The organism is Candidatus Viadribacter manganicus (assembly GCF_001679665.1).
In the GTDB taxonomy this organism is placed as follows: Bacteria; Pseudomonadota; Alphaproteobacteria; order Caulobacterales; family Aquidulcibacteraceae; genus Vitreimonas; species Vitreimonas manganica.
In genome coordinates this window covers 1,196,496-1,223,124 of sequence record NZ_CP013244.1, presented here as the reverse complement: position 1 = coordinate 1,223,124, position 26,629 = coordinate 1,196,496, and the positions used below count along the sequence as shown (strand labels likewise).

Sequence of the window (26,629 nt, the reverse complement as noted above, 5' to 3'; positions counted from 1 at the left end):
ATGGTTGGCTTCGAAGCTTGCTAGCGTCAGGCTGAGCCTGTCGAAGCCCGACGCGGCGCGTACTGGGCAAGCTCAAGTTTCCGAATCCACTTCCGCGCCGGCTCTTCGATCATGAGGTACGCCACAATAGACGCCGCGATGCACACAACGAACACGCCGACCATCGCGCCGACACGCAGCGCCAAGTCCGACGTCTCGGTCACGCCGAACTTCTCCAGCGCGTGGAACCAGACGATGTCGATCGGCAGGTGGATCATATAAAGCGCGTAGCTTGCCGCGCCCAAGAAAACGAACACGCGGCCAGACATCGGCGCATCGACGCCATGGCGCGAGGTTTCCGCCAAGCCGTAAAGCAAACCGGCAAGCCCGAACCAGGTCAGGCCCTCCCACCAGCCAAGCGTCGTCACAGCGACAACCCAACCTGCGCTTACGGCCACGATCGGCCAAGCCCAGCTCTTCGGCGCCGCGTGCTCACGCCCAAATGCATAGAGCGCAACGCCCAATAGGAACGATGGCAGAATTCGCAGCGCACCAATCTGCGCGGTCATCTGCGAGAAGTCGCGACCGACCCATGTCAGCACCTGATGCAAATTGCTGAGCGCCCAGAAGCTCGCGACGCACAGCGCCAGCGCACCCAGCGCACACGCACCCGACCAACGCTTCGCTTTCACCACCACGCCGGCGACAAGCGGGAAGAGCAGATACGCCAACCATTCGGCGCTGATCGACCAGCTCGGGAAATTCCAACCAACGCTCGGCGTCGTGCCCCAAGCGTGGATCATCAGAAGATGCGCCGGCAAATCTGAGAGGCGGAACGCGTCCCGATTGCTCTCGCCAACACCGAGCACCGCGGCGCCTGCGAACAACACCAGCATCGCGCCAAGCGCGGCAAGGTGCATCGGATAAACCCGCGCGATCCGGTTCTTTAGAAAGCCGCCATAGCCAAACCGGCCGCCCTCAAGGCTCGTCAGATAGACGTGCGCCAGGATGAAGCCCGAAAGCGTGAAGAAGAGGTCGACCCCAAGGTAACCATCCGCCACCAGCCCGAATTGACCCATTGCGAGGCCCAGATGGTCCCTGAAATGATACAAAAGCACCCAGAACGCCGCAATAAATCGTAGCGAAGTCAGTGGTTTAAGGTCTTGCGGGTAGGCGAGTTGGGTCATGACCACTCGCCTGACGCAAGAAAAAGGCCGAGCCTAAGGCGAGGCTTCCCGCAGTTTTACCCGCTCAATCATTTGGGACTGCGCCTTCGCCAACCGGGCGAACAACCGGATCATCGCGAACGACGAGATCACCAGCGCAAGCAACGCCGCGATGCTTAATGCGATGCCGATGGTCAGCATTTGCGGGGTCGGCTGCATGGGTGTTTGAAACAGCCCCGTCCCGAGAAGTCGCGACGCAACGTTATCGAGGATGTTGCTCACCAACCATGGGCCCCACCACCAGGCGATCGCGCCGTTCGGTTCTGGCGGCGCATCTTCGAGTTCAGCATATGTGCCTTTCCACACCTCGGCGATCGCATTGGCCGGCATCGCCAGGTTCGCAAACGGCACGAAGTAAAACGCCGCCGACCAGAACGGGCTCATGGTCATGTAACCCGAGCCGATGGTCTTCAGGTTGCGAACCATCCTGTAGGTGATGGTCAGCGTGAAAATCACCGCGCCGATGAACGCGCCCAGTGAAATCAACGAGAGTGCGAGCACCGCGATCGCAACGCCACTGCCCAGATAATCTGTCGGCGCCCAATTCGGATCGCCTTTGCTTAAGTAGTAAAACGCGCTCGTCGCCACGTTCAGCAAAACCGCAACGAACGTCACAAGGATGATGAAGATGTAGAACGGAGCAAGCAGCGACTTTGGATCGCGCAAAGCGGGTTTCGTCTCGGCCATTCGCTCCCCCGCGCCGATACTCAGCGCGCAGACGCAGGCGTCAACTCAAATCGTCCAGAGCCTTAGGGCCACTTCGCCACCGGCGGCATTGAGCTCAGTATGCTCTCGACATTGCCGCCCGTTTTCAGCCCGAACGTCGTGCCGCGATCGTAGAGCAGGTTGAACTCCACGTAACGCCCGCGTTGCACCAGCTGCTCTTCGCGATCGGCTTCAGTCCACGGCTGGTGCATGCGCGCCTTCAAGATCGGCAGATAGCCTTCTAGAAATGCGCGCCCAATATCTTGCGTGAAGGCGAAGTCCTCTTCCCAGGTGTCGCCGCTCGCGCCGCCGCTATTGTGGTGGTCGTAAAAGATCCCGCCGACGCCGCGCGGTTCATTGCGATGCGGCAGCCAAAAATATTCGTCCGCCCACTTTTTGTAGGTCGGGTAGAGGTCGTCGCCGTGCTTGTCGCACGCGGCCTGATAAGCGGCGTGAAATGCAATCGCGTCCGGCGTGCTTTCATTGCGGTCGCGCTGTTGGGTCGGGTTCAAGTCGCCGCCGCCGCCGAACCACCATTGGGTGGTGGTGATGTGGCGCGTGTTCATGTGCGCGGCGGGGCAGTGCGGGTTGCGCATGTGCGCGATCAGCGAAATGCCGCTCGCCCAAAAGCGCGGATCATCCCCCGCGCCACGGACGTTCTTGGCAAAGTCTGGCGAGAACTCGCCATGCACCGTGCTCACGTGCACGCCGACTTTTTCGAAGAACCGCCCGCGCATCAGCCCGGCGACACCGCCGCCTTGATCGGCCGAACCATCACCCCGCCGCCAGGGTGTCCTTACGATCCGGCCCGGCTCGCCCGGATAGAGCTCGCCAGGCGCCTCGTCCTCCAGCGCCTCGAACGCCGCGCAGATCTGATCGCGCAGGTCTTCGAACCAAGCCTTGGCCCGTGCTTTCCGTTCTTCGCTCACGCCAGTTTCTCCCAAGCGCCGGTTTGCCGCATGGCTTCGCTCAATACTATCGCGGCGGCGTTGATCACGTTGAGTGACCTCAAGCCTTGCACCATTGGGATGCGGACGCTGGCCTGCGCCGCAGCATAGAGTTCCCTAGACGATCCTGCGCTTTCGCGGCCGACCACTAGGGTGTCGCCTGTGGAAAACGCAAAATCGTGAAAGTTCAATGCGCCGTCGGTCTCGATCAGCACCAGTCGGCCTTCGTTTCGTTCCGGAGTCGATTGAAATGTCGCCAAGCTCCGATGCCGCGTCACCAATGCCTTTTCACCGTAGTCCAGCGCCGCCCGTTTCATTGACGCATCGGTAAGCGGGAAGCCGCAGGGCTCGATGACGTCGAGCGCCACCCCGAGGCAGGCAGAGAGGCGAAGTGCCGCGCCGAGATTCTGCGGGATGTCAGGTTGATAGAGGGCGAGCCTCACGTTATGGCCTCCACGCCGGAGAGTCGGGGTTGAATCGGGGAATCTGTCGTGCGCCTGCGGCGAGCCGCCGCGCGCTAACGAACCCGGACTAGCCTAGCTTCGCTGGCGAACCAAGGCCGGGAGATCAGAGGCAGTGGCTGAAGCAGCAGCAACAAGCGCGCACGATGGTGAAACCACTCGTCGCGACTTCATTTACATCGCAGGCGCCGCGGTCGCGACCGTTGGCGTCGCGGCGACGATCTGGCCCTTCATCGACCAAATGAATCCGGCCGCCGACACCCGCGCGATGTCGACCACGGAAGTCGATCTTTCAGCTGTGCCGGAAGGCCAGCAGGTGAAAGTCCTGTGGCAAGGCAAGCCGGTGTTCGTGCGTCACCGAACGCCGGTTGAGATCGCCGCCGCGCAGCGCGACGATTTCGCCAACCTGAAGGACCCGCAGTCCGATGCGGATCGTCTAAAGCAAGAGAACGGCGAAGCAGGCCGCCCCGAATGGCTGGTGCTGCAAGCGAGCTGCACGCACTTGGGTTGCGTGCCGACGTTCGTCGAAGGCTCTCAGTTCGGTGGTTGGTTCTGCCCGTGCCACGGTTCGGACTACGACACGTCCGGCCGCATTCGCCGTGGCCCGGCGCCGAAAAATCTTCACGTCGCGCCGTATCTTTTCACCGGCCCGACCGCCATTCGTATCGGCTAAAGTTTGGAGCGCTAAGTGAGCGGACCTTCCACATACGAGCCGAAATCCGGCATCACTCGCTGGCTTGATCGTCGCTTGCCGATCATCCGCCTGGCCCACGACAGCTTCGTCGCTTACCCGACGCCGCGCAATCTCAACTACTGGTGGACGTTCGGCGCGATGCTGTCGCTCTGCCTCGTGGTGCAGATCGTCACCGGCATCGTGCTGGCGATGCACTACACGCCGCACATCAACATGGCGTTTGCTTCGGTGCAGCGCCTTGAACGCGACGTGCCGTTTGGCTGGCTCATTCAGAACATTCACGCCGTCGGCGCTTCGATGTTCTTCCTTGCGGTCTACATTCACATGTTCCGCGGGCTTTATTACGGCTCATACAAAGCACCGCGCGAGTTGCTCTGGATCCTGGGCTGCGTGATTTATCTGCTGATGGTCGCCACCGGCTTTCTTGGCTACACGCTGCCATGGGGTCAGATGTCGTTCTGGGGGGCGACGGTCATCACCAACCTCTTGGGCGCGCTGCCGTTGATCGGCGAGAGCATCAAGAATTGGCTGATGGGCGGCTTCTCGGTCGATCAACCGACGATCAACCGCTTCTTCTCGCTCCACTACCTGCTGCCGTTCGTGATCGCTGGCGTTGTCGGTCTGCACGTTTGGGCGCTGCACGAAGCGGGGCAGAACAACCCGGTTGGCGTTGATGTGAAATCGAAGGCCGACACGGTGCCGTTCACGCCGCACGCCACCATCAAGGACCTCTTCGCGACGACGCTATTTGTGATCCTGTTCGCGGTGTTCGTGTTCTACATGCCGGACGCGCTCGGCCATGCCGACAACTTCATCCCGGCTGATCCGCTGAAGACGCCACCGGAAATCGTCCCTGAATGGTACCTGCTGCCGTTCTACGCGATCCTGCGTGCGTTCGACTTCAACATCGGCCCGATCGACTCGAAGCTGGCTGGCGTGCTCGCAATGTTCGCCTCCATCGGCGTGCTGTTCGTGCTGCCGTGGCTCGATACCTCACGCGTCCGCTCGATGCGCTATCGCCCGATCGCGCGTCAGTTCTTTGTGATCTTCGCGGTCGTCTGCTTCGCGCTGGGTTGGTGCGGTGGTCAAAACCCCGGCAACATTCTGCTGAAGGCTGGTCCGTTCTCGGCCACGCTGACCTGGGTCGAAGGTGGCCAGGTTTCTGAAACGCCGATCCAAGCCGATGGCGCCGCCAACTGGCAAGCGACGGCTGACGCCGCCGAAGCTCAGGCGCGTTCTGAAGGCGCGGCGATGACGGCGGTTACCCGCACGGGCGCCGCCACCGGCACGCTCCGCACTGTCACCGGCGGCTCGGCGCAAACGCGCACGGTCGATGGTGAAACGGCGGATATCGTTGAAGAGCACATCACCGAAGTGAAGGAAGAAGTTGGCCAGGCGGCGCCGTTCTACAACGTTGAGCGTCACGTCCCGCCGGCCTTCACCGTTACGAACTTCGCGCAAGTTCTGACGCTCTACTATTTCCTCTTCTTCCTCGTGATCCTGCCGATCCTGGGCCTGCGTGAGCGGCCAGAGCGCGTGCCGGATACAATCGCGAAGCCCGTCACTGGCGGCAAAGCGCAGGGAGCATCCTAATGTTGCGCGCAATTTCCGCCGCTGCGGCGCTGATCGTAGCTGGCTGTGGCGTGGCTTGGGCCGCGGTCCAAGGCGAGCATCCAGAAGAGTACCCGTTCTCGTTCGAGAGCCCGGTTGGGTCTTACGACATGGCGGCCGTGCAACGCGGCTTTCAGGTCTACCAGCAAGTCTGCTCGAACTGCCACTCGATGGACCACCTGGCCTATCGCCACCTCGGTGAGGAGGGCGGCCCGTTCGCGCTCTACATGGTTCGCAACCATGAGACCGGCGCGATGGAGCCGCACGTTGGTCGTCCTGAGCATGGCGGCACGTTCGTCGAAGTGACGGACAACCCGTACGTTCGCGCCATCGCCTCTGCGGTGACGATCACGGACATTGATCCGAACTCCGGCCAACCAGCCGATCGTCCCGGCCGCATCTCTGACCACTTCCGTCGTCCGTTTCCGAACGCGATCGCGGCCGCCGCTTCCAATGGCGGCGCAGCGCCGCCGGATCTTTCGGTGATCACCTCGGCCCGCCACGGCGGCGCCCGTTATGTGCGCTCGCTGCTGATGGGCTATGACGGCCAGGTCAACGGCACGCTCAACCACAACCCGTACTTCCCGGGTGGTTGGCTCGCCATGGCTGCGCCGTTGCAGGAAGGCGCGGTGCCGTACACGGACGGCTCGCCGACGACGGTCGAGCAGTACGCGACCGACGTTGCGACCTTCCTGCAATGGTCAGCCGATCCGCACATGGAGCAACGCAAGCGCCTAGGCATCGTGGTGCTGGCGTTCCTGATGGCGCTCGCTGGGCTTTTCTACCTCGCCTACAAGCAAGTCTGGCGCGGCGAGAGCCACTAAGGCCTCAAAGAAGATCTGAACGGAAACGCCGGCCCCCAGGGCCGGCGTTTTTGCATCCGCAACCACCTCTGCCGGCATCTCCTGGCCAACGACAGGAGAACTCGGATCATGTCTGCGGCGAATGGGGGCAAGGGCGCGGCGATCATCGCTGCGCTTGCTTATGTCATGCTTTGGGGCGGCTCGGTCGCCTATCTTTACACCTCGGGCGGCGATTGGACGACCGGGGTCTTCGTCATGGCCATATTTGGGCTTGGGCTCAGCGGCGCGGCTTGGCTGCTGACGCGCGGAGCTGATGCGCCGCGCATCGAAGTGAAGCGCCCAAGTCTCGAGAGCTTCGCTGTCGTGCTCTATCTGGCGCTCTACGCCGTGCTGTTTCTTGGCTTTGCCATGACATGGGCGCGCGGCGCCTTTCCAGCCGGGCCAGAGCAGGAAGGCCTAGTGCTTGCGCTTAAGCTGGCTGTGCATGTTGTTTTGCCGGCGGTGTTGCTTTTGATGCTTGGCGCCAGACTCGGGCCGATTACGCAGCTTGGACTTAGTGGCAGGAAATTTTGGCGCACCTTGATAGTGCTCGGCGCCATCATCTTCGCGATCGTTTGCCTCATTACGCCAAGCTTGCAGCAAATATCCGAAATCCCGCCGACGCCCGGGACGATGATCTGGGCGCTGCCGCTCGGCTATTTGTGGATGACGCTTGAAGCTGGCGTGACCGAGGAATTCTTGTTTCGCGCCGTGCTGCAAACGCGCCTGACGTCGTGGTTCAACTCTGCTTGGGCCGGTGTGATCGTCACCTCCGTGCTCTTCGGGTTGGCTCATGCGCCCGGCCTCTTCATGCGCGGGGGCCCCAGCGTCGATGGCTGGAGTACGGATCCGTTGCAGGTGATCGCACACACGATCGCGGTGCTTTCGCCGATTGGGCTGACGTTCGGCTTGATCTACGCGCGCACAAAGTCTTTGCTGCTGGTCATTGTGTTACATGGTCTTGTCGATTGGCTGCCGAACTTGGCCGAATTCGTAGAGACTTGGAGATGACGTAAAGGCAAAAGGCGCAGCTTTCGCCGCGCCTTTCGTAGAAAATTCATCGCGTCTGGCTGCCTAGGGCGCGCTTGCGCCTATTGGTGCAATCGTGTCGGGCGTCGCGACCGGGCCGCCGCTGATCGTTGGTGTTGCTGCAGCATTGACATCGACGGCTTGGGCCGTGGTTTCGCTTGGCAACGGTTGGCCACCGGCGCCAACAGGCGCGTACTGGATGACGCCGTTGACGCGGCCAGCGCGGGGGCCTCGGCGAGACGATGCCTGCGTGGTGCGCGGTTCGTTGCCGGAGATGGCTTGTCCTAGATACTGAGCCACATCGATCAGGCGCGGCGTGTCGCGCACGCCCGGATCGGGCACGTCGACGTAGAAGATGTGTTGGCCAATCACTTGGCGGCCTTGGCCGATGCGCGCCCAGCGCGGGCGCACGGCGCGTGTGTGATAGAAGAGCGCGCCGCCGGTTGGATCGACGGAAGCGCCGCTCAAAACTTCGCGCGCGACTTGATCTGCCACCAGCCATTGTGGATCTGTGGCGATGCTCGAAGGATCGCGCGCAAGGTTGATCACGGTGCGGCGGTTTGGATCGCCGCGGTTCCAAACGGAGAATTGTTTGGGTGAGAGAATCACCGTGGCGAGGTCTTCGCCGAAGCGCGGCCCAATGCGGTTGACCATCACGTGCGCGACGGCGCGCATGCCGTCTTCGCCTTCGCTGCGCGCTTCGCCCCAGACGGTGGCGGCGAGCAAACGAACTTCGTTTTCGTTCAGCACCGTGGGCGTCGCGGTGGAGAGCGTGTTTCCTGCAGGTTCGGCTGGAACGAATCCGATGATCGGCCGTTCGCCAGATATGACTTCGGCGAGTGCGTCTGGGTAGAGCGCAAAGTTCATCGCTGCGGCGAGAACGAGAACGCCGCCCGCGCCAAGCGCGTGCAGGGACTGCTTCATCGTGTGCGCCTTAGCGCGTGCGCGGGAGTTCTTCTTGTTCGAACGCGTCAGTCCGATCCAACGAGCGGCCATCTTGGTCTCTCTACAGCACGCGGCGCGCCGGACGCGCCGTGGTTGAATGAAATAAGGTGGTGTGGACCCGCTCGCAGCACGTGCGGACACAAGAGGCGTTCTACTTACTCACAAGGCGAGAATGCGGCGCGCAAAGGACGAATACAGTCAAAACAGCCGGCATTTCCTTGCTATTCTGTCAGGACCGCACCTTCGACATAGGCTGACAAGCATTGTTCCATTAACGCCGGTTCACGATACCTGCGTGAGGCGAAGTTTGCTGGCTGAGTGCTTGGTGAGTTCGCGTACGAAATGGTGGGCCCGTCGCCGGGCGTCAACGCTTTGGCGTGTGCCGATGTCAGCTGCCCAGCAGCACCGTGCGCGCGTTGACGGGTTGGGTATGGCGCGAGCTCGAGCCCAACGCTTCGCGCAGAGCGGCGATCTGCTCGGGCGATGCCGTAATCGGCGTGCGTAACACATTCCAGCGCACGCCCTCGCTGCACGGCGGCGTCGTCAGCGAGCCCGCATAAGCAAAATAGGTGCGGTCTGGCGGCAGCAACGCCATCAGATTGACGCTCAAATGCTCGGCAAACTCATCGCCATGTTCGCGCGGCGCGTGCGAGAGCAGGGCCGCCAGCGCACTGTTTGGAGCGCCTTCCTCGATGAACACGCCGACGACGGCGAGCTGTCCTGCTTCGTTGCGGTGCACGAAGTGCAGTTCTGCCGGATACGCGCGGTGATCAAGCATGTGTTCGGCTGGTGCGTGAAAGTGAAATTGCGCAAAGGCGTAGTTGTCGTGGCCAATGGCGAGGGTTGCCGCGCTTTGCGCTGGATTGAATTGTAGCGTGTGGCCGTTGTTCACGAACCCGCCATCGATCGGCAGGTAGCGCGGTGTGAGATCTGGTACTTCCGCCATGGGCGCGGCGCTTGAGAGATTGATTGGTGATTGCTCTTGGCCGCGGCCGCACAGACCGCTGACGCCAGCCCAGGCGCGCTGATTGTTGTAGGCCCAGTGTGCGGCGCCTTGGTGCGAGGCGGTTTGGCGCGCGGCCGTGGCGCCATGAGCCTCGGCCGGTCCGAGCGAGACGCCATGGCCGCTCGCGGCCGTTTCGCCATGTCCCGCTTCAGGGGCGTGCGCTTCGTGAACCGCTTCTTCCTGGTGAGCGCTTCCATTGCCTGCGCCGCAGGCAGCCAGTAACAGAGCGAGCGCAGACGCCGCTGATCCCAAGCGCATTAGGAAATTCTCCACCAACCCCGGTCGCGCGCTTCTTAAGAAGTCTTGCGACAAGGTTTGATGGATACACGAACGCGCTTAAAGTCCGGTTACCCTGCTGCGTTTTTGCGCTTAACGAATGTCGTTCTGGCTCTTCACGATTTTGCCTACGAGGCCGTAGGCTTTTGCCTCTTCGGCCAGCATCCAATAATCGCGATCGACGTCGCGCTTGATCTTGTCAGCAGGCTGGCCCGTGGCGTTGGCGAAGATCTGGTTCAGACGTTCGCGCATGCGCAAGATTTCGCGCGCTTGAATCTCAACGTCTGAGGCCATGCCGCCGACGCCGCCGCGCGGTTCGTGCAGCAGGAAGCGCGTGTTCGGCAGGCAATAGCGATTTTCACGTTCAGCAGCGCAATAGATCAGCGCGCCAGCGCTCGCGACCCAGCCCGTGCCCAGCATGCGCACCGGTGCGTTGATGAACCTGATCACGTCATGGATCATGTCGCCGCTTTCAACGTGACCACCGGGCGATGAGATCACGAATGTGATCGGGTCGGCGTTTTGCGAGGAGAGGGCGAACAAGCGCTCGGTGATGCGGCGCGCCTGGATGTCGTTTACTTCGCCCGTCAGCATCACGACGCGCGCTTCAAACAGCGCCTTTTCGATCACGTCTGGGGCGTTGCGGCCGTCCGCCGGGGTCTTTTCTTTGTCTTCGTCGTCGAGGCGGGTGATCGAACCGATCATGGAATGGGCTCCTGTCATTGCCCGAACAGGTAGGCAAGTTCGCCAAGTTTTCCTAGGCCCGTCTATGCGCGCGGTTAAAGGCAAGGAAAACTAGGGTTTTTCCACAGGCGCCTGCCGTCCGTCGCGATATCCTCTTGGCGGACGCGCGCCCGGCTATAAGGCGTTCAAAGGGGAAGACCCATGCTGGATAAAGAACTAAGCCTGCGCGCGCTGCTTTTGGGCGCTGTGATCGCGATCGTGTTCACCGCCGCAAATGTCTATCTGGGGCTGCGCGTCGGCATCACTATTGCCTCCTCGATCCCGGCGGCGGTCATCTCGATGGGCATCTTCCGGCTCTTCAACACCGGAACCATTCGCGAGAACAACATCGTCCAGACCGTTGCCTCAGCAGGCGGCACGCTCTCGGCGATCATCTTCGTTCTGCCCGGCCTCGTCATGATCGGCTGGTGGCGCGGGTTCGACTTTCTCACGACGTTTCTGATCTGCGCACTCGGCGGCACGCTGGGCGTGCTATTCTCAATTCCGCTACGCCGTGCGCTGGTCGTGAACTCGCCATTGCCGTTTCCCGAAGGTGTCGCGGCTGCCGAAGTCTTGAAAGTTGGCGCGACCGGTGATGAAGCGCCGCACAACATTCTCGAACGCACCAAGGGCCCGCTCATAGTGCTTTACGGCGCACTCGTTGCCGCCGGCGCGCAGATAGTAAGCTTTATGGGTCTGGCGGCGGCAACGGTCGCGACCTTCTTCCGCGCCGGCTCCGGCGTGAGCGGCGTCACCGTTGGCTTTTCACTCGCCCTTGTTGGCGCGGGACACTTGGTTGGGATTTCAGTCGGCATTGCGATGTTGCTCGGCCTGTTGATCTCCTGGGCGGTGTTGATGCCCTATCTGACCGCCGGCATGCCAGGGGACATCACCGAAATCGCTGAGACGATTTTCCGCAGCGAAGTGCGGTTCATCGGGGCCGGCGCCATCGGCGTCGCTGCAATTTGGAGCCTGGTAAAGCTCGTTGGTCCGGTCGCGAAGGGTATCGCGGATACGATGAAGGCGGGCTCGGCCGCGAAGACCGGCGCGCACGAGGATCGCGATATGCCGATCGGCACGATTGCGCTTTTGAGTCTAGTTTGCCTCGTTGCGATCGGCGCTTTGCTCTTCTTGTTCATTCAAGGCGCGCCGACGTTGCAGCCCTATACGTGGCCGCTTGTATTAGGCGGTGTTGCGTTCACGGTGATCGTTGGCGCGTTCATCGCGACCGTCGCCGGCTATATGGCCGGATTGATTGGCGCCTCGAACAGTCCTGTGTCGGGCATAGGCATTCTTTCGATCGTGATCGGTTCGTTGCTGTTGGCTGCATTCGCGCAGCCGGTGCTGGGAGCGGGGGCGACCGATGCACTCGTCGCTTTTGCGCTTTTCGCCGTCGCCATGGTGTTTTCGATCGCGACGATTTCGAACGACAATTTGCAGGATTTGAAAACCGGCCAGTTGGTGGGCGCTTCGCCCTGGCGTCAGCAAATTGCGCTTATCGTTGGCGTCCTCGCCGGCGCCCTGGTGATCGGGCCGGTGCTTGATCTGCTGAATCACGCCTACGGTTTTCCCGGCGATCCGAACCGAGACGCTATCGCCGCTGATCCGCTCGGCGCGCCGCAAGCCACACTTATCTCGACGCTCGCGCGCGGCGTTCTGAACGCTGAGCTACGCTGGGACCTCATCGGCATTGGCGCCGCGATAGGCCTTGCGCTTTGCTTCTTCGATGAGATCCTCGGTTTCTGCAAGACCATGCGCATCCCACCACTCGCGGTTGGCATCGGCATGTATCTGCCGATGGATACGACGCAGCCCGTTATCGTTGGGGCGATTATTGGCTGGCTTTATGACCGCGCGGTCTCCAAGCGCGAGAACGCCGAGATGGCCAAGCGGTTCGGCATTCTGCTCGCGTCTGGCCTCATCGTTGGCGAGAGCCTGCTTGGAATTTTGAACGCCGGGCTGATCGTCGCGACAGGTAATGCATCGCCCATCGCTGTTGTGGGGCTAGATTTCGCGGCAACCTCGCGCTGGGTGGGCGCGGTGTTGTTTGGGCTGTTGCTGTTCATCAGCTACGCATGGGTATCGCGCCAGTCGCGCGCCAAATAACGCATGAGTGACATCTTCATTTCATACAAACGCGAGGACAAAGCTCGCGTTGAGGCTCTCTACACACTGCTACTTGATCTCGACGCGCCGGTTTGGTTCGACGCCGGTATCGAAGTCGCCATGGAGTGGGAGGCGCGCATTCTCGAGCAGATCGAGAAGGCGCGCGCCGTGATTGTGTGCTGGAGTTTTGCGGCGGTGTCGTCGCATTGGGTGATCCGTGAGGCGACGATCGGGTTGGAGCGCGGCATTCTCGTGCCCGTCACGATCCACCCTTGCGCGCTGATCCCGCCGTTTGATGCATTGCAATCGGCCGACCTCACACAATGGGACGGTTCACCCGATCACCCTGAAGTTCAAAAGGTGCTGCTGCGACTTGGTTTGTTGATCGGCAAGAAAAACCTTGCCCGCAATGGGCGCTTGCGCGCCGGCGGTCAGAAGGAAGCGATGGTCGATCTCATCCGCGCTTTGCTGGTTGAGCGCGCGCTGAGCGGCGGCGATCCGTTCACGTACAAGGAAGCGGAAGAAGCGCTTCGCGCCGCCGCGGCGGAGGAAGAGCTTCATATCGGTGAATTCGATCAGCACTCGCTTTGGGGCGCGCTCGATGCGATCGCGGAGCAATGCCGCCGCCGGCGCGAGCCGCCGCTCGATGTGCTTGTCGTGAGCAAAGATACGGGTCGTCCTGGACGTGGCTATTGGCAGAAGCACGCATTTTTGCCGGGCGATGGCGACGATCTGGAAAAGCTGGTGTTTGAGCGCCACCTCGCGGCGGTGCGCGCCTCCAATTGGAGCCAAGACGTTTAGATCAGGACGTCGAGCCGCTGGATGCCGTTGAAGAAGGGCAGTGTGCGCCTTTCGGGCTTTTCGTTCGGGCGCGCCAAGCGCAGGTTTGGAAATCGCTGAAACAGCTTTAACAGTGCAGCTTGCGCTTCGATGCGCGCCAGTGGCGCGCCGATGCAAATGTGCGAGCCGCCGCCAAATGCGATGTGCGGGCCCGGTTTGCGCGAGGCGTCGAACACGTCCGGATTTTCGAACACATCCGGATCGTGATTGGCCGAGCGCAGCAATGTGATCACCGATTGGCGCGCCTTCATCGGGCAGCCGCCGATTTCCATGTCGCGCGGCGTCACGCGCGCGGTGATGTCCACCGGGCCGTCATAGCGCAGCACCTCTTCGACGACCTGCGCGACAATCGAGGGATCTGCCTTAAGTTTTGCGAGTTCGTTTGGGTGAGTGAGCAACGCATAGACGCCGTTGCCTATGAGATCGCTGGTGGTGAGATTGCCGCCAACCAGTAGCCCGATGAGGTTTGAGACGATCTCGGCGTCCTTCAGTTCCGCGCCTGCCGCCTGCAACCGCACCACATCGGTGATGAGATCATCTTGTGGGTTTGCGCGCCGTTCCGCGATCTGCGCTTCGAAATAGTTGCGGATCGCTTCGCCGGCGCGCTCCAAATACGCAGTCTGCTCGGGCGTCCGAAACGGGTTCAGCACCTGGATGACGCCTTCGGACCAATCGCGGAATTCCGCCCGTCGCTCGACGTCAACGCCGAGAATGGCCCCGATGACGTCGATGGGGAGTGGAATGGCGAACTCGCTCAAAAGATCGAAGCCGCCTTTGGGTTCAACGGCGCCAAACTTCTCATCGATGATTTCATCGACGAGTGGCTTGCACTTGGCGGCGCGCGCATAGAGCGCCTTGGCGATTGGCGGACGCACACGCGAGTGGTGTGGCTCGTCCATCAAGAGGATGGAATTGGTGCGCGGCTCGCCGGTTTGGGGATCGCGTTCGAAGGTTTCGACCAAACGCTGAGTGAAGGGGCCGGGCGGATCGACCTTATCTGGCCCTCGCAACATTGTGCGATCGTTCAGCGTTTCGCGCGCGATCTTGTAGCGCGTGACGATGTTGGAGCCCGCCATCTCGTCACGATAGACTGGATGAGACTCGCGCAAGCGACGGTAGATCGCGTGCGGATCGTCGCGGAAATCCGGATTGAGCGGCGTAAGCTGCAGGATCGGTGGGGGTGGGTTTTGGTCCGCCATAATGGGAGCCTGCGCTTGTCGTAGGCGGCCTGCAAGTTTACCTGGGCGTCAGCTGCGCCTTTCTTCCAAAAGTCGCGTCAGCCGTTCGACCGCAGACGTGAGGGCGGCGATCTCACGCTCGCGCAGCAGATCGATCTTTTCGTGCAGCGTTTCGATCTCAAGTTCGGCTTTGCGATTGATGTCGAAGTCTTCGACGTTGCGGCGGCGGTCGATGTCCGATTGCCGGTTCTGGCTCATCATGATGATGGGCGCTGTGTAAGCGGCTTGAAACGATAGCAGCAAATTCAACAGGATGAACGGGTAGGGATCGACGCGGCTGGAGCTGATCGCGTTGAAGGCGATCCACGCGATCAGCAGCGCGCTCTGGATCGTGATGAAGCGCCATGAGCCGACGACGCTGGCGACCGCATCGGCCGCGCGTTCGCCCCAGGTTCGCGGCGCAAGAGGGGCGTCCGGCTCCTGGCGCTTGCGCGCTTCTGCGCGAAGGGCGGTGAGCTTGTCTTGGGCATTGGTCATCGGGCGCTCCTGTTAGCGCCTCAAGCTTACGCCTTGGCGCGATCAAACAGAACGTTGAATGCCGCCACCGCCGCGCGCGGACCTTGCGGGTGAGCCCAGACACCGGCTGACACGGCGAGAAAATCGGCGCCCGCTTGGACGAGGGCTTCGCCGTTCTCGACCGTAATGCCGCCAATGGCGACGCAGGGTGTTTCCATTGTCTCTTGCCAGATGCTCAAGATCTCCGCCTCAGCCCAATGCGAGGGCGCCTTAGTGTCGGTTGGATAGAACGCGCCGAACGCGACGTAATCGGCGCCGGCTTCCGCCGCCTCGTACCCCAGATCGCGCGAGTTGTGGCAGGTAACGCCGACGATGCGGTCTTTGCCCATGAGACGGCGCGCTTGCGCATACGAAGCGTCGCCTTGGCCGACGTGCACGCCATCGGCGTCGAGGCGCACTGCAAGATCAGGGCGATCATTGATGATGAGGGCGGCGTCCGCTGCTTGGACGATCGGTTTGAGCGCCGCGCCGATGCGCAGGATTTCGCTGTCAGCGACATCCTTCAAGCGCAGCTGCACGCACGCGACGTCGCCGCCGCTCAGTGCATCTTCAAGCGCATGCGCGAACGGCTCGAGGTCGAGCTTTGGCGGCGTGATGAGATAGAGGCGACAACGCATGTGGCGCGTCTTAGCGCGAGGGACCTATTGCGTCACCTTGCGGCCGAACGTGCTGGAGGTTGCGAGGCGCAGGCCCGCGGCTGGCTGTAAGCCGCTGCGCGCTGCGGGCGCTTTGAGAGCCGGCGCCGGCGCCGGTTTGCCTTGCGCTGCAATAGCGCGTTCGATGGCGCTTTCGGCGCCTGTCCAAGTTGAGGTGGCGCCAGGCGTTGGCTGCGCCGACGCCATGCCTGGAATGGATGGCGTTGCCTTCGCCTGCGCAGACTGAGGCGAAGGGCTGTTGATGGGCGCGCCGGCGCCCAAGCCGCCGCCGGGCGGATTGCCGAACCTGTTGGGGCCTGGCTTGCCGGGCATGCAGCCAAGATCGACGAACATGAAGAGGTTCACCAATTGCAGGAGCAGCAACCACATCGCCGCTGACGACATCACTTGATCGAGGCTGGCGCCGGTTGCGGCGCCGCTGACAACGGTGGTCACGATCATCGTCATCGGCAGGAAGGGCGCCAGCGCCCATAGCCCGCCGCGGCCCCGATCATGGAAGCGCTTTGTCTGCAGTGCTGAGCCCACCCAGCCCATAAGGATGAGCGGGATGGCGAACGTGAGCGCCATCGACGGCAGAATTTGGATGGCGTCTGCGCTGGTTTTCGGTGCGCCAATGTTTGGCATCGTCAGCAGGGCGAGCATGAAAAATAGCACTGCGCCGCCGACGCCGGCGCACATGCAGCCGAGCCAGTATTGCGTGCGATTGATGCGCCCGCTGAATCCAAACAGGAAAGAAACCAAATTCACGAGCCGCCACTCCCGCGTACTTGGTCAAGAAAATAGCCGGGATGCCTTAACATCCCGGCTAGATTTGGAGCATTCGTAGTTAAGCGCGGACGCTTTGGCGTTTACGCTGCGTGCTGACGCTCAAGGATTTCGTTCCACTTTCCTTGGCTCGCGAGACCGTTCATGCGGGCGCGGTGGAGGAACGCGGCTTGGCCCGCGGCGATGTTCTCGGCCTTGCCGCTCCAGGCTTTTTGCGGCGCAGCTTGCAGCGCGCGGCCGTAGCTGAAGGTCATTTGCCACGGGAAGCCGCCGATCTCGTTCATGCGCGACAGGTGCGCCGTCGCAAGTTCATCTGACTGTCCGCCTGATAGATAAGCGATGCCCGGCACGGCGGCCGGCACGCACGCCATCAGGCACTTGATCGTTTTCTGCGCAACTTCATCGACGCTGGCTTGCTTGGCGGCTTTCTTGCCCGGCACGATCATGTTCGGCTTCAGCACGATGCCTTCGAGCTTCACGTTCATGAAATAGAGCTGCTGGAAGGTCTCCTTCAGCACCCACTCGGTCACCGCGTAGGTGGTGTCGATGTCGTTATCGCCATCCATCAGCACTTCCGGCTCGACGATCGGAACGATGTCGAACTCTTGGCAGAGGTTGGCGTAACGCGCGAGCGCATGGGCGTTTGCGAGCACGCCGGCGTGCGAGATGTTGGTCGGATCGATAACCGCGCGCCACTTGGCGAAGCGTGCGCCACGTTCGTGATATTTCGGCAAGCGCTTTGAGAGACCATCAAGGCCAGTCGTGATCAGCTCACCCGGCTTTGCGCCGTGGAGCGCGCGCGTGCCTTCATCGACCTTGATGCCAGGAATGGAGCCGGCGTCGGTGATCTTCTTGACCAACGGCGTGCCGTCGGCAGCGTCCTGCCAGATGGTCTCATCATAGAGGATGACGCCGGAGACGTACGCCATCGCGTCCTTGGCGCTGAACATCATTTCGCGATAGGCGCGGCGGTTGTCGGCGGAGTTTTCCACGCCGATCGCTTCCATCCGCTTGCCCATCGTGCCCGTGGATTCGTCGGCCGCCAGGATACCCTTGCCCGGCTGCACCATGGCGTCCGCGACTTTGTTCAATGCCTCGAGATTCACTGCTCCGCCCCGTCATTTGATTGGATGGCGGGGTGTCTAACCCAGGCTCCGCAAAAACGCCACGTCGGGCAGGGGCATGGGGAAAAAGTATCGCAGCAGGGCAGTTATCCGGTCCGTGATGGACCGGATTTTCCGCGATTTTCTCTTAACGATGCGGGGGGTCTTAGGCCGCTTTCGCCAACTCTGCTTCCAGCACCGAAACCAGGCGCGGATCGTCCGCGCCGACATCCGGTGAGAAGCGGGCGACGACGGCGCCGTTGCGGCCGATCACGAACTTCTCGAAGTTCCAGAGGATGTCCGGCGCGTTGCTCGCGAGGTTCTTGCTTGCAAGGCGTTCGCGGAACGGGCCTTCCCCAGTGGCCGCAGGCTGCGCGGCAATCAAAGCCGCGTAGAGCGGGTGCTGATCGGCGCCGGCAACCGAGACTTTCGAGAACATCGGAAACTGCACAGCGAAGGTCGAAGCGCAGAAATCGGCGATCTCGGCATCGCTGCCCGGTTCTTGGCCGAGGAAGTTGTTGGCCGGGAAGCCCAGCACTTCGAGGCCCGAAGCGCGCTTATCTTCGTAGAGCTTCTCAAGTCCAGCATATTGCGGCGTCAGTCCGCATTTTGACGCGACGTTGACGATCAAGAGCACCTTGCCCTTGTGCGCGGCGAGGGTGTCGACGCCGCCGTCGATGCGCTTCAGTTGAATGTCTTGCAGTGACGTCATGATTATTTCTCCTAGCGCTTGAGCGCCTCAACACCTGGCAGTGGTTTGCCTTCCATCCATTCGAGAAACGCGCCACCGGCCGTGCTTACGAATGTAAAATCTTCGCTGACACCTGCGTGGTTGAGCGCAGCGACCGTGTCGCCGCCGCCAGCAACCGCGACCAGCTTGCCGCTCTTGGCGAGTTCGGCCGCTTCTTGGGCGGCAATCACCGTCGCTTGGTCAAACGGCGGCACTTCGAAGACGCCGAGCGGGCCGTTCCAGATCAAGGTGTGCGAATGTTTCATCGCGTCGCGCAGTTTGCGCACGGTCTTTTCGCCGGCGTCCAAGATTTTTTCGTCGGCGCCGATGTCGTCAAGGCCGGTGATGCGCGCTTGCGCGTGCGGCTTCACTTCTTTCGCGACCACGACATCGAGCGGCAGCAGGATTTCGCACTTGCCCTTGGCGGCGGCGAGAATTTCGCGCGCGGTGTCCGCCATGTCTTTTTCGGCAAGTGAACCGCCGATCTCGACGCCTTGCGCGTAGAGGAAGGTGTTGGCCATGCCGCCGCCGATAGCGAGCTTGTCGAGCTTGTTGATCAAGTTTTGCAGCAGTTCGAGCTTGGTCGAGACCTTTGCGCCGCCGACGATGCCGAGCACCGGACGTTTGGGCGTGCCGAGCGCCGCTTCTAGCGCATCAAGCTCACGTTCCATTTGCTTGCCGGCATAGGACTTCAGAAATTGTGTCACGCCTTCAGTGCTGGCGTGCGCGCGGTGCGCGGCCGAGAAGGCGTCGTTGACGAAAATCTCGGCGTGGGCGGCGAGCTCTTTTGCAAAGCTCGCGTCGTTTGCTTCTTCGCCGGCGTGGAAGCGGACGTTTTCGAGCAGCAACACGTCGCCCTTGCTCGCTGCGTCGAGCGCTTTGCGAACCGGCTCGCCGATGCAATCCTCAACGAACCGCACTGGCTGTCCCAGCATGACGCTCAGCGGCTCGACGATTTTTTCGAGCGACATTTCAGGATAGCGGCGCACGCCTTTGGGCCTATCGAAGTGCGCCACCAGCATCACGATGCATTGTTTGTCGGTGAGCGCTTTGATCGTCGGCACGGCGGCGCGCAGGCGCGTATCGTCGCTGACCTTGCCATCGGCCATGGGAACATTGAAATCGACCCGGACGAGCGCGTTTGCGCCATTCGGTGCATCTTCAATCCGGCGAAAGCTCACGCGCATGTCCTCCAAGTCCGAGGCCGATCCAATAGGCGAGGGCCACCACCACCGCAATCATCGTCACAGAAATTGCGCCCTGGATCAGCCTTTGATTGAGGGGCAATGCCGCCAAGGGCCGCCGCCGCGTCCAGCCCCACGAGGCCAGCGCGCATAAGAGCACGAGCGCCGGAAAGGTGAGCGCTAGCCCGGCCCAACCCGCGATTAACGCCAAGAGCGCGAACGCGAGGTCAGATCCGGCGGAACCGATATGGGGCCGTCTTTGCACCGATCAGCCGATCAGGAAGTCTTTCTTGCCAAGATCGATGCCGTTGGCGCGCAGGATGTCGTAGGCCGTCACGCAGTGGAAATAGAAGTTCGGCATCGCCCACTGGTTCACGTAATCGAGACCCGAGAACTTCAATTCCATGTTCGGGATTTTGATCGTGATCTCGCGGTTCTCAGCACCCTCGAATTGTTCGGGCTGATAGCTCTCGACCATCGCTAGAACTTTGGCGATGCGCGCTTGCAGTTCCGCGAACGTTGTCTCGGTATCTTCGATCGCTTCGATCTGTTTGCCGGCGAGGCGCGCAACGCAGCCCTTGGCGTGATCGGTTGCGATTTGGATTTGGCGGGTCAGTGGAAACATGTCCGGCGCCAGGCGCGCGTTCAGCAGAACCGTCGGATCGTAGCCTTTGGCCTTCGCTTGCTTCTCAGCGCTCGTCAGGATCGACGACAAATTCTTGAGCATGCGCACGAATACGGGCGCGCTCACGGCGTGCATCGAAAGCTTCGTCATGTTTTAGATGATTCCCCCGGCGACGAGGCCGAGCCAATAGGCGCCGACCTGTATGGCGATAATGACGACGAAACCGAGGGTCATAACCGTCGCCCACGTCGCGCCGCGCAATCGGTTGAGCACCGAATTTCGCGTTCCGGTCCAATAAGCCAGCATGCTGACTGCGGCTAGTGCCGTTAGCCATACGGGAGCGTCAAAAAGGCCGCAGGCGAATGCTGCGAGCGCGAAGACGAGCTCCGACACTGCATTGGTCAGCGAGTGGTAATGACGCCGCGCGCGCATGGGCGCGACTTGCGCACGTGCGCTGCGTTAACGCTCTTGCTCACAACCGTGCGGCGTAGTTCCCGTGCGCCTTACGGCGCGATGGCGTTCAAGCCGAAGGCGATGATGAAACCGATCCACGGAAACGAGACGCCGCTGAGGATCGCCACAGCGAGCGTTTTCCAGTCCGAGCCGACAAGGCGCCGCGCCAGGAAATATTCACTGGCAACCCAGGCGCCGGCAGCGCCGACCAAGAAGATGCGATAGCCGACCTGCGTGTGCTCAACCGCCAGCAACGCAGTGCCCAAGCCAACGCCCATGCCCCAAAGCTGCGCTTTGGCGACCGGCGTGAGGTGGGGCAGGCGGAATTTCATTCGAGAACAGGGCCCGCGCGTCTGGCCCCCTCATCCACCGCCCCCTTCTCCGCGAGGGAGAAGGGGATGGGCGCCGCCATCAGATCAGCTTGCTCATCGCGACGGCGGTGTCGGCCATGCGGTTCGAGAAGCCCCACTCGTTGTCGTACCAGCTGAGGATCGAGCAGAACTTGCCCTCCATCACCTTGGTTTGATCGTTGTGGAAGATCGATGAGTGCGCATCGTGGTTGAAGTCCATCGAGACGTTCGGCGCGTCGGTGTAGCCGAGGATGCCCTTCAGCGCGCCTTCTGACGCGGCCTTGATGGCGGCGTTGATCTCGTCCTTCGTCGTTGCCTTCTTCGCCACGAACTTGAAGTCGACGACGGAGACGTTCGGCGTCGGCACGCGGATCGAGATGCCGTCGAGCTTGCCCTTCAGGTCCGGGATCACGAGGCCGATGGCTTTCGCAGCGCCGGTTGAGGTCGGGATCATGTTCAGCGCGGCAGCGCGGCCGCGATAGAGATCCTTGTGCAGCGTGTCCAAGGTTGGCTGGTCGCCGGTGTAGGAGTGGATCGTCGTCATCATGCCGTGATCGATGCCGATCGCATCATGGAGAACCTTCACAACTGGGGCGAGGCAATTGGTCGTGCACGAGGCGTTCGAAATCACGACGTGATCTTTGGTGAGGCCCTGATGGTTCACGCCGTAGACAATTGTGTAGTCGGCGCCGTCAGCCGGCGCCGAAACGATCACGCGCTTGGCGCCGCCTTCGAGGTGAAGTGCGGCCTTGTCGCGCGCGGTGAAGATGCCGGTGCACTCAAGCGCGATGTCGACGCCGAGATCCTTGTGCGGCAGCTCGGCCGGGTTCTTTATCGCCGTCACTTTGATCTTGCCGCGGCCGATGTCGATCCAATCCTCACCTGACTTCACTTCGCCCGGGAAACGGCCGTGGACGCTGTCGAAGCGGAGGAGGTGAGCGTTCGTCGCCACTGGGCCAAGATCGTTGATCGCAACGACTTCGATGTCCGTGCGGCCCGATTCATAGATCGCGCGCAGAACGTTCCGGCCGATGCGTCCGAACCCGTTGATGGCAACCTTCACGCTCATAGATCTCACTCCCGGGAAAACAGTTGAATTTGGTGGCTTCCGATTAACTGCAAAGCGCCCTTGCGTCCACGCCCGCAACAGCAACTCAGCCTTCCATCGAATCGATCACGGACGTAACAATTCGTCGCAATGGCGAGCGATTCCCTCTCCGAGGCGCTGGACGCGGTGGAAGCCGCGCTCGACGCCACCGAAAGCGCCGATGCAGACGCGTCGGCGGCAGCGCTCGCCGCGCCGGTCAAAGCTCTGAACGCAGCCGCCAAGGAGGCGCTTCGCTGATGCAAGCCACGGTCAAAATCCTCGACGAAGACTACGCCATTGAGTGCGCCGATTGCGATCATCGCCGGTTGGAGGATCTCGCCAGAGCGCTCGACACGCGCCTGCGTGGGTTCAGTGGCGACGCCAGCGCTCTGCGCCGGCTCGTGCTGACATCGCTCGGCCTGATCGATGAAGCGCAGGCGACCAGCGCGGCGCTGGCGCGTGCGCGCTGCGAAATCGAGCGGCTGACTGACATGTTGGTCGAGGCGCAGCTGGGGGCCCACTCGCAGGAGCCGCCGGATACGCCCGATCGTGGCCGTGTCAGCGCGTTACGCGTTGCGCAAGGCCGCGCCTAGAGGTTGCGCGCCGCGCGCGGAGCGGCGATGACTATCGCGTCGAAGTTCCGGGGGGGGGAGCGATGCGCGGACAAATTCTGCACTACGATGACGGCTTGGGCTCAGGTCTGATCAGCGGCGACGATGGCGCTCGCTACGAGTTCCGCCGCGCGGACCTGCAGCAATTGCGTCCGCTTCGACAGGGCATGCGCGTTGATTTCGTCGCCGAAGGCCAGAGCGCCGCCAAAGTCTACATCATCGACAATCCAGGCCCGCAGCCGGCGACGAATGCTGGCGCCGCCAGCGCCTACAACACCGCCCTTGGCGATCTAGAGACCACCAACGAGGATTTGGGCCTTTGGGGTTATTTCGCAAAGGCGATGGCCAAATCGTTCAGTGGCGAAGGCCGCGCCCGACGTAAGGAATATTGGAGCTTCGTGCTTTTTCAGCTCATCATTGTGATGGGCGCGATCTTCGCCTTTGCGATGATCGCCGGTGTTAACGGCTACGATTATGACGGCGCCAGCTATGACGCCAGCAACCTGTCGAGCGGCATGCTCGCGCTTGGCATGATCATCGCGGTTGTCGTTTTCATTCCCGCCGGCATCACTGTCACCATCCGCCGCCTGCACGATATTGGACTGACCGGCTGGTTCATTTTCCTGTCGTTGATCCCATATCTTGGCAGCTTCATTCTGCTGATCATGTCGCTGATCCCGTCAGAGCGGCGCGTGAATAAGCACGGCCCGTACCCAAAACCTCTTGACTGATTGCTTGAGAACCGGCGCGCTCCGCACTAGATTCAGGACGGGCGGTTTCTGCGGCGTTCGAGAGGCGCTTTCATCCCAGGGACCGTATCATCTCTCTCGGGAGCTGGCTCTGTCGCGGACTGTGGTCTGCAGCACCTGGCGCCCACCTAACTTGTTAGGGTTCGAGAGGATGAGCAATCCTTACGGCGCATGTGGTTCCGCCCAACCATTTTTGTTTACTTCCCCCGCTCACGGGGCAAGTGGATCGCGCGAAGCGCGAGACAAAGGGGGCAGTGTCGCCCCCTTACTCAGCTTCGCTGACAGCTCCTGCGCATGCGGGGGAGCAAAGCGCCCGGCAAGATGACTTCCACCGATCTTGAAGCTGAGAAGGCCGACGCCCGCATGTTGATGCGCGCTGAGCGCAACGCGGTTGAGCCGCGCGACGCGCCGCTTAAGCTTATCGAGAACTTCCCGCTTGAGCTGGCCAAGCTCTCGCCCGCCGCGGGCTATTGGCCTGTGGGCGGCGAGATCGACTGCCGGCCTTTGCTTGCAGCGCTTGCGAAGGCCGGTTGCACGGTTGCGTTGCCGCGTATGGAAGGGCGCAATGGCCCGGCGCGCTTTCTCGCGTGGCGCGGCAATGAAATTCTGACGGCGGATGCGTTTGGCGTGCCGTCGCCGCCGGCAACCGGCGCCGATCTTTCGCCGCGCCTGTTTTTGGTGCCGCTTTTGGCGTTCGATCGCGCCGGCCGGCGTCTCGGCCAAGGCGGCGGCCACTACGATCGGATCATCTCGCTTTATCGCGCGCACGGCGCTGTGGCGGTGGGTGTCGCGTATGCGGAGCAGGAGATGGGCGTTGTGCCCACCGGCCCGCACGATGCGCATTTGGATTGGATCATCACGCCGAAGGAAGCGATCCGCTGTGGACGCGGTGAGGGTTTGCGTGGACGTAGCGGGGCTTAGTTATTCGCGCGCGATGCCTGCGTCAGCCACCATCATTGCGCGGCGCTGGGGGCGCAAGCTGGGCCGCTCGACATAGACGATCTCCTTGCCGGCGCGCTGCAGCCCAAGTTGCAGAATGCGGTTCAGGAGCTCGGAATAGGTGATCCCGTCGTGCAGCGCCGATTGCGCCAGCTCTTCGCTTGATGCGATTTCCGGGTTCGGATTTGCTTCGATGAAATAGGGCGTGCCCTTTGCATCGAGCCTGAGATCGATGCGCGCGTAACCGTCAATCTCAAGCACACGGCAGCAGCGCTTGACCATGTCGCGAATTTTGTTGGTGAGCGTTGGCGTCAGATCGTCGGCGAGGCCATCGATGACGCCGCGCTTTTTTTGATACTCGACATTGTGCTTCACGTGTTCGGTAGCGATTGGCAGCGCGCCTGGCGCCAGCGCCGTGAACTTCAATTCCCAGATCGGCAAAGCCGTCAGGCGGTCATTGCCGAGCACGCCAACATAGATTTCGCGCCCATCGATATATTGCTCAACGATCGCCGGCGTGCCGAGCCGGTCATGGATGAAGGCGACGCGATCTTCGAGACGTTCATCGGTTTCGACGACGGAGTTCTGCGAGATGCCCGCTGAGGCATCTTCGGTGACGCTCTTTACAATGAGCGGGAATTTCAGCCGCTTCGGCCGCTTGGCCTTGCGTCCGATCGGCACCACGACGAAAGCAGGCGTCGGGATGTTGTGATACTTCATCAGCTTCTTGGAGAGGTCCTTGCCCTGCGAGAGCATTTGTCCGCGCGGGCCGCAGCCCGTGTAGGGGACTTTCAAAAGCTCAAGGAAGCTGGCGACGTGCTGGCAGTAAAGCGTATCGCCGTGAAATTGATCGAGCAGATTGAAGACGATGTCCGGCTTGAAATCATCGACGGCGTCACGCAACGGCGTGAGATCGAATTGCAGGCCGAGGCCTTGGACTTCATGGCCATTCGCGCGCAGCGTGGTGAAGACATCCCACTCCGTCTTGCACGCGTAGATTTCTTTTTCGCTGAGGCCCTCAAGTGAGTCCGGCGGCAATTGATCCGGCCGGCAAATAACAAGGACGCGCAAGCTCTTCATACGGCGAACCAGTGGCGCCGGGTGGTCAGGTAGTGCGAGTGAATCGCTTTCGAACTTAGCATCGCCGTTATTTCAGCCCGCACCGTTTGTTCCGCACGAGGAGAACGCAGTTTCAGCGCTTTGCAGCGAGTGATCATGTCATCGATCGCCGCATTAAGCGCGAGTGGAAACTCGCCCGTCCCTTTCGCCACAGCGCGGATAATCCGCGCTCGATTCTTACGAATGATTGAACTTGCTTGCGGCGCGTTCATCTTTCGAGGGTCCTCAGGAAACATCTTTCGGAGTTCTCGATCGAAAACTGTGGGCGTTTCGATAGCGTAGCGTTTGCGCTTGGCTGCGTAATGATCGCCGAGCGTGCCTTTGAGCTTTGATATTGGATCGATTTCGGAACGATTTTGCTCCAGCGGTTTGGCGCCGGCGATCTCGGTCATCACTTCGTCGATGTATTCGAGTTTCTCCAGCGCCCTTGGCCACTGGGCGTAGCGCTTCTTCCAGCCCGAACGCGGCGTCAGCCATACAGCGAACGTCTCTGCGAAATCTTCGTCCGGATGGCATTGCGCGTACCAGCGCCGCAAGTGCTGCACGTGCTTCTTGCTGCTCGGATCGGGGCGGTAATGATCGGGGTAGGGTTCGCTCGCGCGGCCGAACAAGCGCTGGAAGCGTTTGCGCTTATGCAGCCCGAATGCGTACTCGATGACGTGCCCCGCCTCGTGCCGCAGCAATTGCATGCACTCGCGCCGCGTACCGCCTTCCACCTCAAACATCATTTTGCGCTCAAGGCGCTTGAGGCGAGGGTGGGCGAGATAAAATGGGATGGCGATGCCAGGCGTTTCGGGCGGGCTAAACCACTCGTCGGACAGCCAGCTGTGGACCTTCACCAGCAGCCCGCGCTTGCGCAGCTCGTTGTTCAGCGTCTTGAGGCAATCGGCCAGCCAAGTGCCTTCCAGGCGGACCTTCAGCTCCTTTAAGGGGATCTCCAGAAGTTCGTCTTCTGGGAGAGTGGTCCAGCGCGCGGATTCTCCGCGCCTGGTCCTGCGCCGCGCTTTGCTCATGGGGCCCTGCTTCTACGATCACGGGGCCGAGCGAAACCCCATCCGCAAACTTTTTCCGGTGTCCGTGGCGGCTTGAGCCGGAGGGGTTGCCCCGCTAGACA

30 protein-coding genes, 1 other RNA gene and 1 pseudogene are annotated in these 26,629 nt (G+C 61.6%); 11 read left to right on the top strand and 21 right to left on the bottom strand.

Annotation, left to right across the window (positions count from 1 at the left end; translation table 11 throughout):
* Positions 1-26: 26 nt before the first annotated feature.
* The 4 genes from ATE48_RS06455 to ATE48_RS06440 form a co-directional block, all read right to left on the bottom strand.
* Entirely contained in the window at positions 27-1,166 is a 1,140-nt protein-coding gene (locus ATE48_RS06455) for an acyltransferase family protein (RefSeq protein WP_066769114.1), read from the bottom strand.
* A gap of 33 nt (positions 1,167-1,199) precedes the next feature.
* Complete coding sequence (locus ATE48_RS06450) at positions 1,200-1,892, bottom strand: DUF4328 domain-containing protein (RefSeq protein ID WP_066769111.1); 693 nt, start codon at positions 1,890-1,892, stop codon at positions 1,200-1,202.
* Positions 1,893-1,954: 62 nt separating this feature from the next.
* On the bottom strand, positions 1,955-2,854 hold the full coding sequence (gene hemF, locus ATE48_RS06445; RefSeq protein ID WP_066769109.1) for an oxygen-dependent coproporphyrinogen oxidase: 900 nt from the start codon (positions 2,852-2,854) through the stop codon (positions 1,955-1,957).
* Positions 2,836-3,300 (bottom strand): tRNA (cytidine(34)-2'-O)-methyltransferase, encoded by a 465-nt coding sequence (locus ATE48_RS06440; protein WP_066769106.1) that lies wholly within the window; start codon positions 3,298-3,300, stop codon positions 2,836-2,838. Before ATE48_RS06440 ends, hemF begins: the two co-directional genes overlap by 19 nt.
* Before the next feature lie 133 nt (positions 3,301-3,433).
* Between ATE48_RS06440 and petA the strand changes: the two genes are divergently transcribed.
* The 4 genes and pseudogenes from petA (at position 3,434) to ATE48_RS06420 (ending at position 7,476) form a co-directional block, all read left to right on the top strand.
* Positions 3,434-3,991 (top strand): ubiquinol-cytochrome c reductase iron-sulfur subunit, encoded by a 558-nt coding sequence (gene petA, locus ATE48_RS06435; RefSeq protein ID WP_066769105.1) that lies wholly within the window; start codon positions 3,434-3,436, stop codon positions 3,989-3,991.
* A gap of 15 nt (positions 3,992-4,006) precedes the next feature.
* A pseudogene (locus ATE48_RS06430) lies at positions 4,007-5,131 on the top strand (cytochrome b); the annotation flags it as partial.
* Positions 5,132-5,604: 473 nt separating this feature from the next.
* Positions 5,605-6,447 (top strand): cytochrome c1, encoded by an 843-nt coding sequence (locus ATE48_RS06425; protein WP_066769102.1) that lies wholly within the window; start codon positions 5,605-5,607, stop codon positions 6,445-6,447.
* Positions 6,448-6,555: 108 nt separating this feature from the next.
* Positions 6,556-7,476 carry a CPBP family intramembrane glutamic endopeptidase gene (locus tag ATE48_RS06420; RefSeq protein WP_066769099.1) on the top strand — a complete coding sequence of 307 codons (921 nt, stop codon included), beginning with the start codon at positions 6,556-6,558 and terminating at the stop codon, positions 7,474-7,476.
* Between the two features lie 63 nt (positions 7,477-7,539).
* Here the strand turns inward: ATE48_RS06420 and ATE48_RS06415 are convergent, their stop codons facing one another.
* The 3 genes from ATE48_RS06415 to ATE48_RS06405 form a co-directional block, all read right to left on the bottom strand.
* Entirely contained in the window at positions 7,540-8,490 is a 951-nt protein-coding gene (locus ATE48_RS06415) for a cell wall hydrolase (RefSeq protein ID WP_066769097.1), read from the bottom strand.
* A gap of 337 nt (positions 8,491-8,827) precedes the next feature.
* Positions 8,828-9,703, bottom strand: coding sequence for a carbonic anhydrase (locus ATE48_RS06410; RefSeq protein WP_083197191.1), 876 nt, complete (start codon positions 9,701-9,703; stop codon positions 8,828-8,830).
* Positions 9,704-9,814: 111 nt separating this feature from the next.
* Positions 9,815-10,426 (bottom strand): ATP-dependent Clp protease proteolytic subunit, encoded by a 612-nt coding sequence (locus tag ATE48_RS06405; protein WP_066769095.1) that lies wholly within the window; start codon positions 10,424-10,426, stop codon positions 9,815-9,817.
* Positions 10,427-10,606: 180 nt separating this feature from the next.
* Between ATE48_RS06405 and ATE48_RS06400 the strand changes: the two genes are divergently transcribed.
* Positions 10,607-12,550, top strand: coding sequence for an OPT family oligopeptide transporter (locus ATE48_RS06400; protein ID WP_066769092.1), 1,944 nt, complete (start codon positions 10,607-10,609; stop codon positions 12,548-12,550).
* 3 nt (positions 12,551-12,553) lie between these two features.
* Positions 12,554-13,351 (top strand): toll/interleukin-1 receptor domain-containing protein, encoded by a 798-nt coding sequence (locus tag ATE48_RS06395; protein WP_066769090.1) that lies wholly within the window; start codon positions 12,554-12,556, stop codon positions 13,349-13,351.
* On the opposite strand, the gene ATE48_RS06390 is transcribed toward ATE48_RS06395, so the two are convergent.
* From ATE48_RS06390 to gap, 12 genes are all read right to left on the bottom strand, one after another.
* Complete coding sequence (locus tag ATE48_RS06390; protein ID WP_066769088.1) at positions 13,348-14,589, bottom strand: cytochrome P450; 1,242 nt, start codon at positions 14,587-14,589, stop codon at positions 13,348-13,350. The genes ATE48_RS06395 and ATE48_RS06390 overlap by 4 nt on opposite strands.
* 48 nt (positions 14,590-14,637) lie before the next feature.
* The gene (locus ATE48_RS06385) at positions 14,638-15,105 is read right to left on the bottom strand and encodes a DUF1003 domain-containing protein (RefSeq protein ID WP_066769085.1); all 468 of its coding nucleotides are present in this window, start codon (positions 15,103-15,105) and stop codon (positions 14,638-14,640) included.
* A gap of 26 nt (positions 15,106-15,131) precedes the next feature.
* Positions 15,132-15,761 carry a thiamine phosphate synthase gene (gene thiE, locus ATE48_RS06380; RefSeq protein WP_066769083.1) on the bottom strand — a complete coding sequence of 210 codons (630 nt, stop codon included), beginning with the start codon at positions 15,759-15,761 and terminating at the stop codon, positions 15,132-15,134.
* Between the two features lie 24 nt (positions 15,762-15,785).
* On the bottom strand, positions 15,786-16,547 hold the full coding sequence (locus tag ATE48_RS06375) for a DUF805 domain-containing protein (RefSeq protein WP_066769082.1): 762 nt from the start codon (positions 16,545-16,547) through the stop codon (positions 15,786-15,788).
* A gap of 101 nt (positions 16,548-16,648) precedes the next feature.
* The gene (locus ATE48_RS06370; RefSeq protein WP_066769080.1) at positions 16,649-17,671 is read right to left on the bottom strand and encodes a class I fructose-bisphosphate aldolase; all 1,023 of its coding nucleotides are present in this window, start codon (positions 17,669-17,671) and stop codon (positions 16,649-16,651) included.
* A gap of 163 nt (positions 17,672-17,834) precedes the next feature.
* On the bottom strand, positions 17,835-18,380 hold the full coding sequence (locus ATE48_RS06365) for a glutathione peroxidase (protein WP_066769078.1): 546 nt from the start codon (positions 18,378-18,380) through the stop codon (positions 17,835-17,837).
* An 11-nt stretch (positions 18,381-18,391) separates the two neighbouring features.
* Positions 18,392-19,579: a phosphoglycerate kinase gene (locus ATE48_RS06360; protein ID WP_066769075.1), complete on the bottom strand. Its 1,188-nt coding sequence runs from the start codon at positions 19,577-19,579 to the stop codon at positions 18,392-18,394.
* A complete protein-coding gene (locus ATE48_RS20205) occupies positions 19,560-19,694 on the bottom strand; it encodes a hypothetical protein (RefSeq protein ID WP_257756544.1) in 135 nt (44 codons plus the stop codon). The genes ATE48_RS06360 and ATE48_RS20205 overlap by 20 nt, the downstream gene beginning before the upstream one ends.
* 156 nt (positions 19,695-19,850) lie before the next feature.
* A complete protein-coding gene (locus tag ATE48_RS06350; protein ID WP_066769070.1) occupies positions 19,851-20,357 on the bottom strand; it encodes a DUF1993 domain-containing protein in 507 nt (168 codons plus the stop codon).
* A gap of 3 nt (positions 20,358-20,360) precedes the next feature.
* Positions 20,361-20,639 carry a hypothetical protein gene (locus tag ATE48_RS06345; RefSeq protein ID WP_066769067.1) on the bottom strand — a complete coding sequence of 93 codons (279 nt, stop codon included), beginning with the start codon at positions 20,637-20,639 and terminating at the stop codon, positions 20,361-20,363.
* Between the two features lie 71 nt (positions 20,640-20,710).
* Positions 20,711-20,992 (bottom strand): hypothetical protein, encoded by a 282-nt coding sequence (locus ATE48_RS06340; RefSeq protein ID WP_066769064.1) that lies wholly within the window; start codon positions 20,990-20,992, stop codon positions 20,711-20,713.
* Positions 20,993-21,071: 79 nt separating this feature from the next.
* On the bottom strand, positions 21,072-22,079 hold the full coding sequence (gap, locus tag ATE48_RS06335; RefSeq protein ID WP_066769061.1) for a type I glyceraldehyde-3-phosphate dehydrogenase: 1,008 nt from the start codon (positions 22,077-22,079) through the stop codon (positions 21,072-21,074).
* A gap of 129 nt (positions 22,080-22,208) precedes the next feature.
* Here gap and ATE48_RS19685 point away from each other — a divergent pair, with 129 nt between their 5' ends.
* The 5 genes from ATE48_RS19685 to ATE48_RS06315 all read left to right on the top strand — a co-directional run bounded on the left by ATE48_RS19685 (position 22,209) and on the right by ATE48_RS06315 (position 24,378).
* Positions 22,209-22,355 (top strand): hypothetical protein, encoded by a 147-nt coding sequence (locus tag ATE48_RS19685; protein ID WP_156767630.1) that lies wholly within the window; start codon positions 22,209-22,211, stop codon positions 22,353-22,355.
* The gene (gene zapA, locus ATE48_RS06330; RefSeq protein ID WP_066769059.1) at positions 22,355-22,690 is read left to right on the top strand and encodes a cell division protein ZapA; all 336 of its coding nucleotides are present in this window, start codon (positions 22,355-22,357) and stop codon (positions 22,688-22,690) included. Before ATE48_RS19685 ends, zapA begins: the two co-directional genes overlap by 1 nt.
* Positions 22,691-22,752: 62 nt before the next feature.
* Positions 22,753-23,439, top strand: a complete 687-nt coding sequence (locus tag ATE48_RS06325) for a DUF805 domain-containing protein (protein ID WP_066769056.1) — start codon at positions 22,753-22,755, stop codon at positions 23,437-23,439.
* 42 nt (positions 23,440-23,481) lie between these two features.
* A non-coding RNA gene (gene ssrS / locus ATE48_RS06320) (6S RNA) lies at positions 23,482-23,641 on the top strand.
* 137 nt (positions 23,642-23,778) lie between these two features.
* The gene (locus tag ATE48_RS06315; RefSeq protein ID WP_066769054.1) at positions 23,779-24,378 is read left to right on the top strand and encodes a 5-formyltetrahydrofolate cyclo-ligase; all 600 of its coding nucleotides are present in this window, start codon (positions 23,779-23,781) and stop codon (positions 24,376-24,378) included.
* Here ATE48_RS06315 and ATE48_RS06310 read toward each other — a convergent pair whose 3' ends face one another.
* Positions 24,379-25,476: a D-alanine--D-alanine ligase family protein gene (locus ATE48_RS06310; protein ID WP_066769052.1), complete on the bottom strand. Its 1,098-nt coding sequence runs from the start codon at positions 25,474-25,476 to the stop codon at positions 24,379-24,381.
* A complete protein-coding gene (locus tag ATE48_RS06305; RefSeq protein WP_066769050.1) occupies positions 25,473-26,528 on the bottom strand; it encodes a putative zinc-binding metallopeptidase in 1,056 nt (351 codons plus the stop codon). The genes ATE48_RS06310 and ATE48_RS06305 overlap by 4 nt, the downstream gene beginning before the upstream one ends.
* Positions 26,529-26,629: the final 101 nt, after the last annotated feature.

Bases quoted from the DNA above. Each gene is read 5' to 3' on its own strand.
- ATE48_RS06455 (WP_066769114.1), bottom strand. From the start codon at position 1,166: ATGACCCAACTCGCCTACCCGCAAGACCTTAAACCACTGACTTCGCTA.
- ATE48_RS06450 (WP_066769111.1), bottom strand. From the start codon at position 1,892: ATGGCCGAGACGAAACCCGCTTTGCGCGATCCAAAGTCGCTGCTTGCT.
- ATE48_RS06425 (WP_066769102.1), top strand. From the start codon at position 5,605: ATGTTGCGCGCAATTTCCGCCGCTGCGGCGCTGATCGTAGCTGGCTGT.
- ATE48_RS06420 (WP_066769099.1), top strand. From the start codon at position 6,556: ATGTCTGCGGCGAATGGGGGCAAGGGCGCGGCGATCATCGCTGCGCTT.
- ATE48_RS06415 (WP_066769097.1), bottom strand. From the start codon at position 8,490: ATGGCCGCTCGTTGGATCGGACTGACGCGTTCGAACAAGAAGAACTCC.
- ATE48_RS06410 (WP_083197191.1), bottom strand. From the start codon at position 9,703: ATGCGCTTGGGATCAGCGGCGTCTGCGCTCGCTCTGTTACTGGCTGCC.
- ATE48_RS06405 (WP_066769095.1), bottom strand. From the start codon at position 10,426: ATGATCGGTTCGATCACCCGCCTCGACGACGAAGACAAAGAAAAGACC.
- ATE48_RS06400 (WP_066769092.1), top strand. From the start codon at position 10,607: ATGCTGGATAAAGAACTAAGCCTGCGCGCGCTGCTTTTGGGCGCTGTG.
- ATE48_RS06395 (WP_066769090.1), top strand. From the start codon at position 12,554: ATGAGTGACATCTTCATTTCATACAAACGCGAGGACAAAGCTCGCGTT.
- ATE48_RS06390 (WP_066769088.1), bottom strand. From the start codon at position 14,589: ATGGCGGACCAAAACCCACCCCCACCGATCCTGCAGCTTACGCCGCTC.
- ATE48_RS06385 (WP_066769085.1), bottom strand. From the start codon at position 15,105: ATGACCAATGCCCAAGACAAGCTCACCGCCCTTCGCGCAGAAGCGCGC.
- thiE (WP_066769083.1), bottom strand. From the start codon at position 15,761: ATGCGTTGTCGCCTCTATCTCATCACGCCGCCAAAGCTCGACCTCGAG.
- ATE48_RS06365 (WP_066769078.1), bottom strand. From the start codon at position 18,380: ATGACGTCACTGCAAGACATTCAACTGAAGCGCATCGACGGCGGCGTC.
- ATE48_RS06350 (WP_066769070.1), bottom strand. From the start codon at position 20,357: ATGACGAAGCTTTCGATGCACGCCGTGAGCGCGCCCGTATTCGTGCGC.
- ATE48_RS06345 (WP_066769067.1), bottom strand. From the start codon at position 20,639: ATGCGCGCGCGGCGTCATTACCACTCGCTGACCAATGCAGTGTCGGAG.
- ATE48_RS06340 (WP_066769064.1), bottom strand. From the start codon at position 20,992: ATGAAATTCCGCCTGCCCCACCTCACGCCGGTCGCCAAAGCGCAGCTT.
- gap (WP_066769061.1), bottom strand. From the start codon at position 22,079: ATGAGCGTGAAGGTTGCCATCAACGGGTTCGGACGCATCGGCCGGAAC.
- ATE48_RS19685 (WP_156767630.1), top strand. From the start codon at position 22,209: ATGGCGAGCGATTCCCTCTCCGAGGCGCTGGACGCGGTGGAAGCCGCG.
- zapA (WP_066769059.1), top strand. From the start codon at position 22,355: ATGCAAGCCACGGTCAAAATCCTCGACGAAGACTACGCCATTGAGTGC.
- ATE48_RS06325 (WP_066769056.1), top strand. From the start codon at position 22,753: ATGCGCGGACAAATTCTGCACTACGATGACGGCTTGGGCTCAGGTCTG.
- ATE48_RS06315 (WP_066769054.1), top strand. From the start codon at position 23,779: ATGACTTCCACCGATCTTGAAGCTGAGAAGGCCGACGCCCGCATGTTG.
- ATE48_RS06310 (WP_066769052.1), bottom strand. From the start codon at position 25,476: ATGAAGAGCTTGCGCGTCCTTGTTATTTGCCGGCCGGATCAATTGCCG.
- ATE48_RS06305 (WP_066769050.1), bottom strand. From the start codon at position 26,528: ATGAGCAAAGCGCGGCGCAGGACCAGGCGCGGAGAATCCGCGCGCTGG.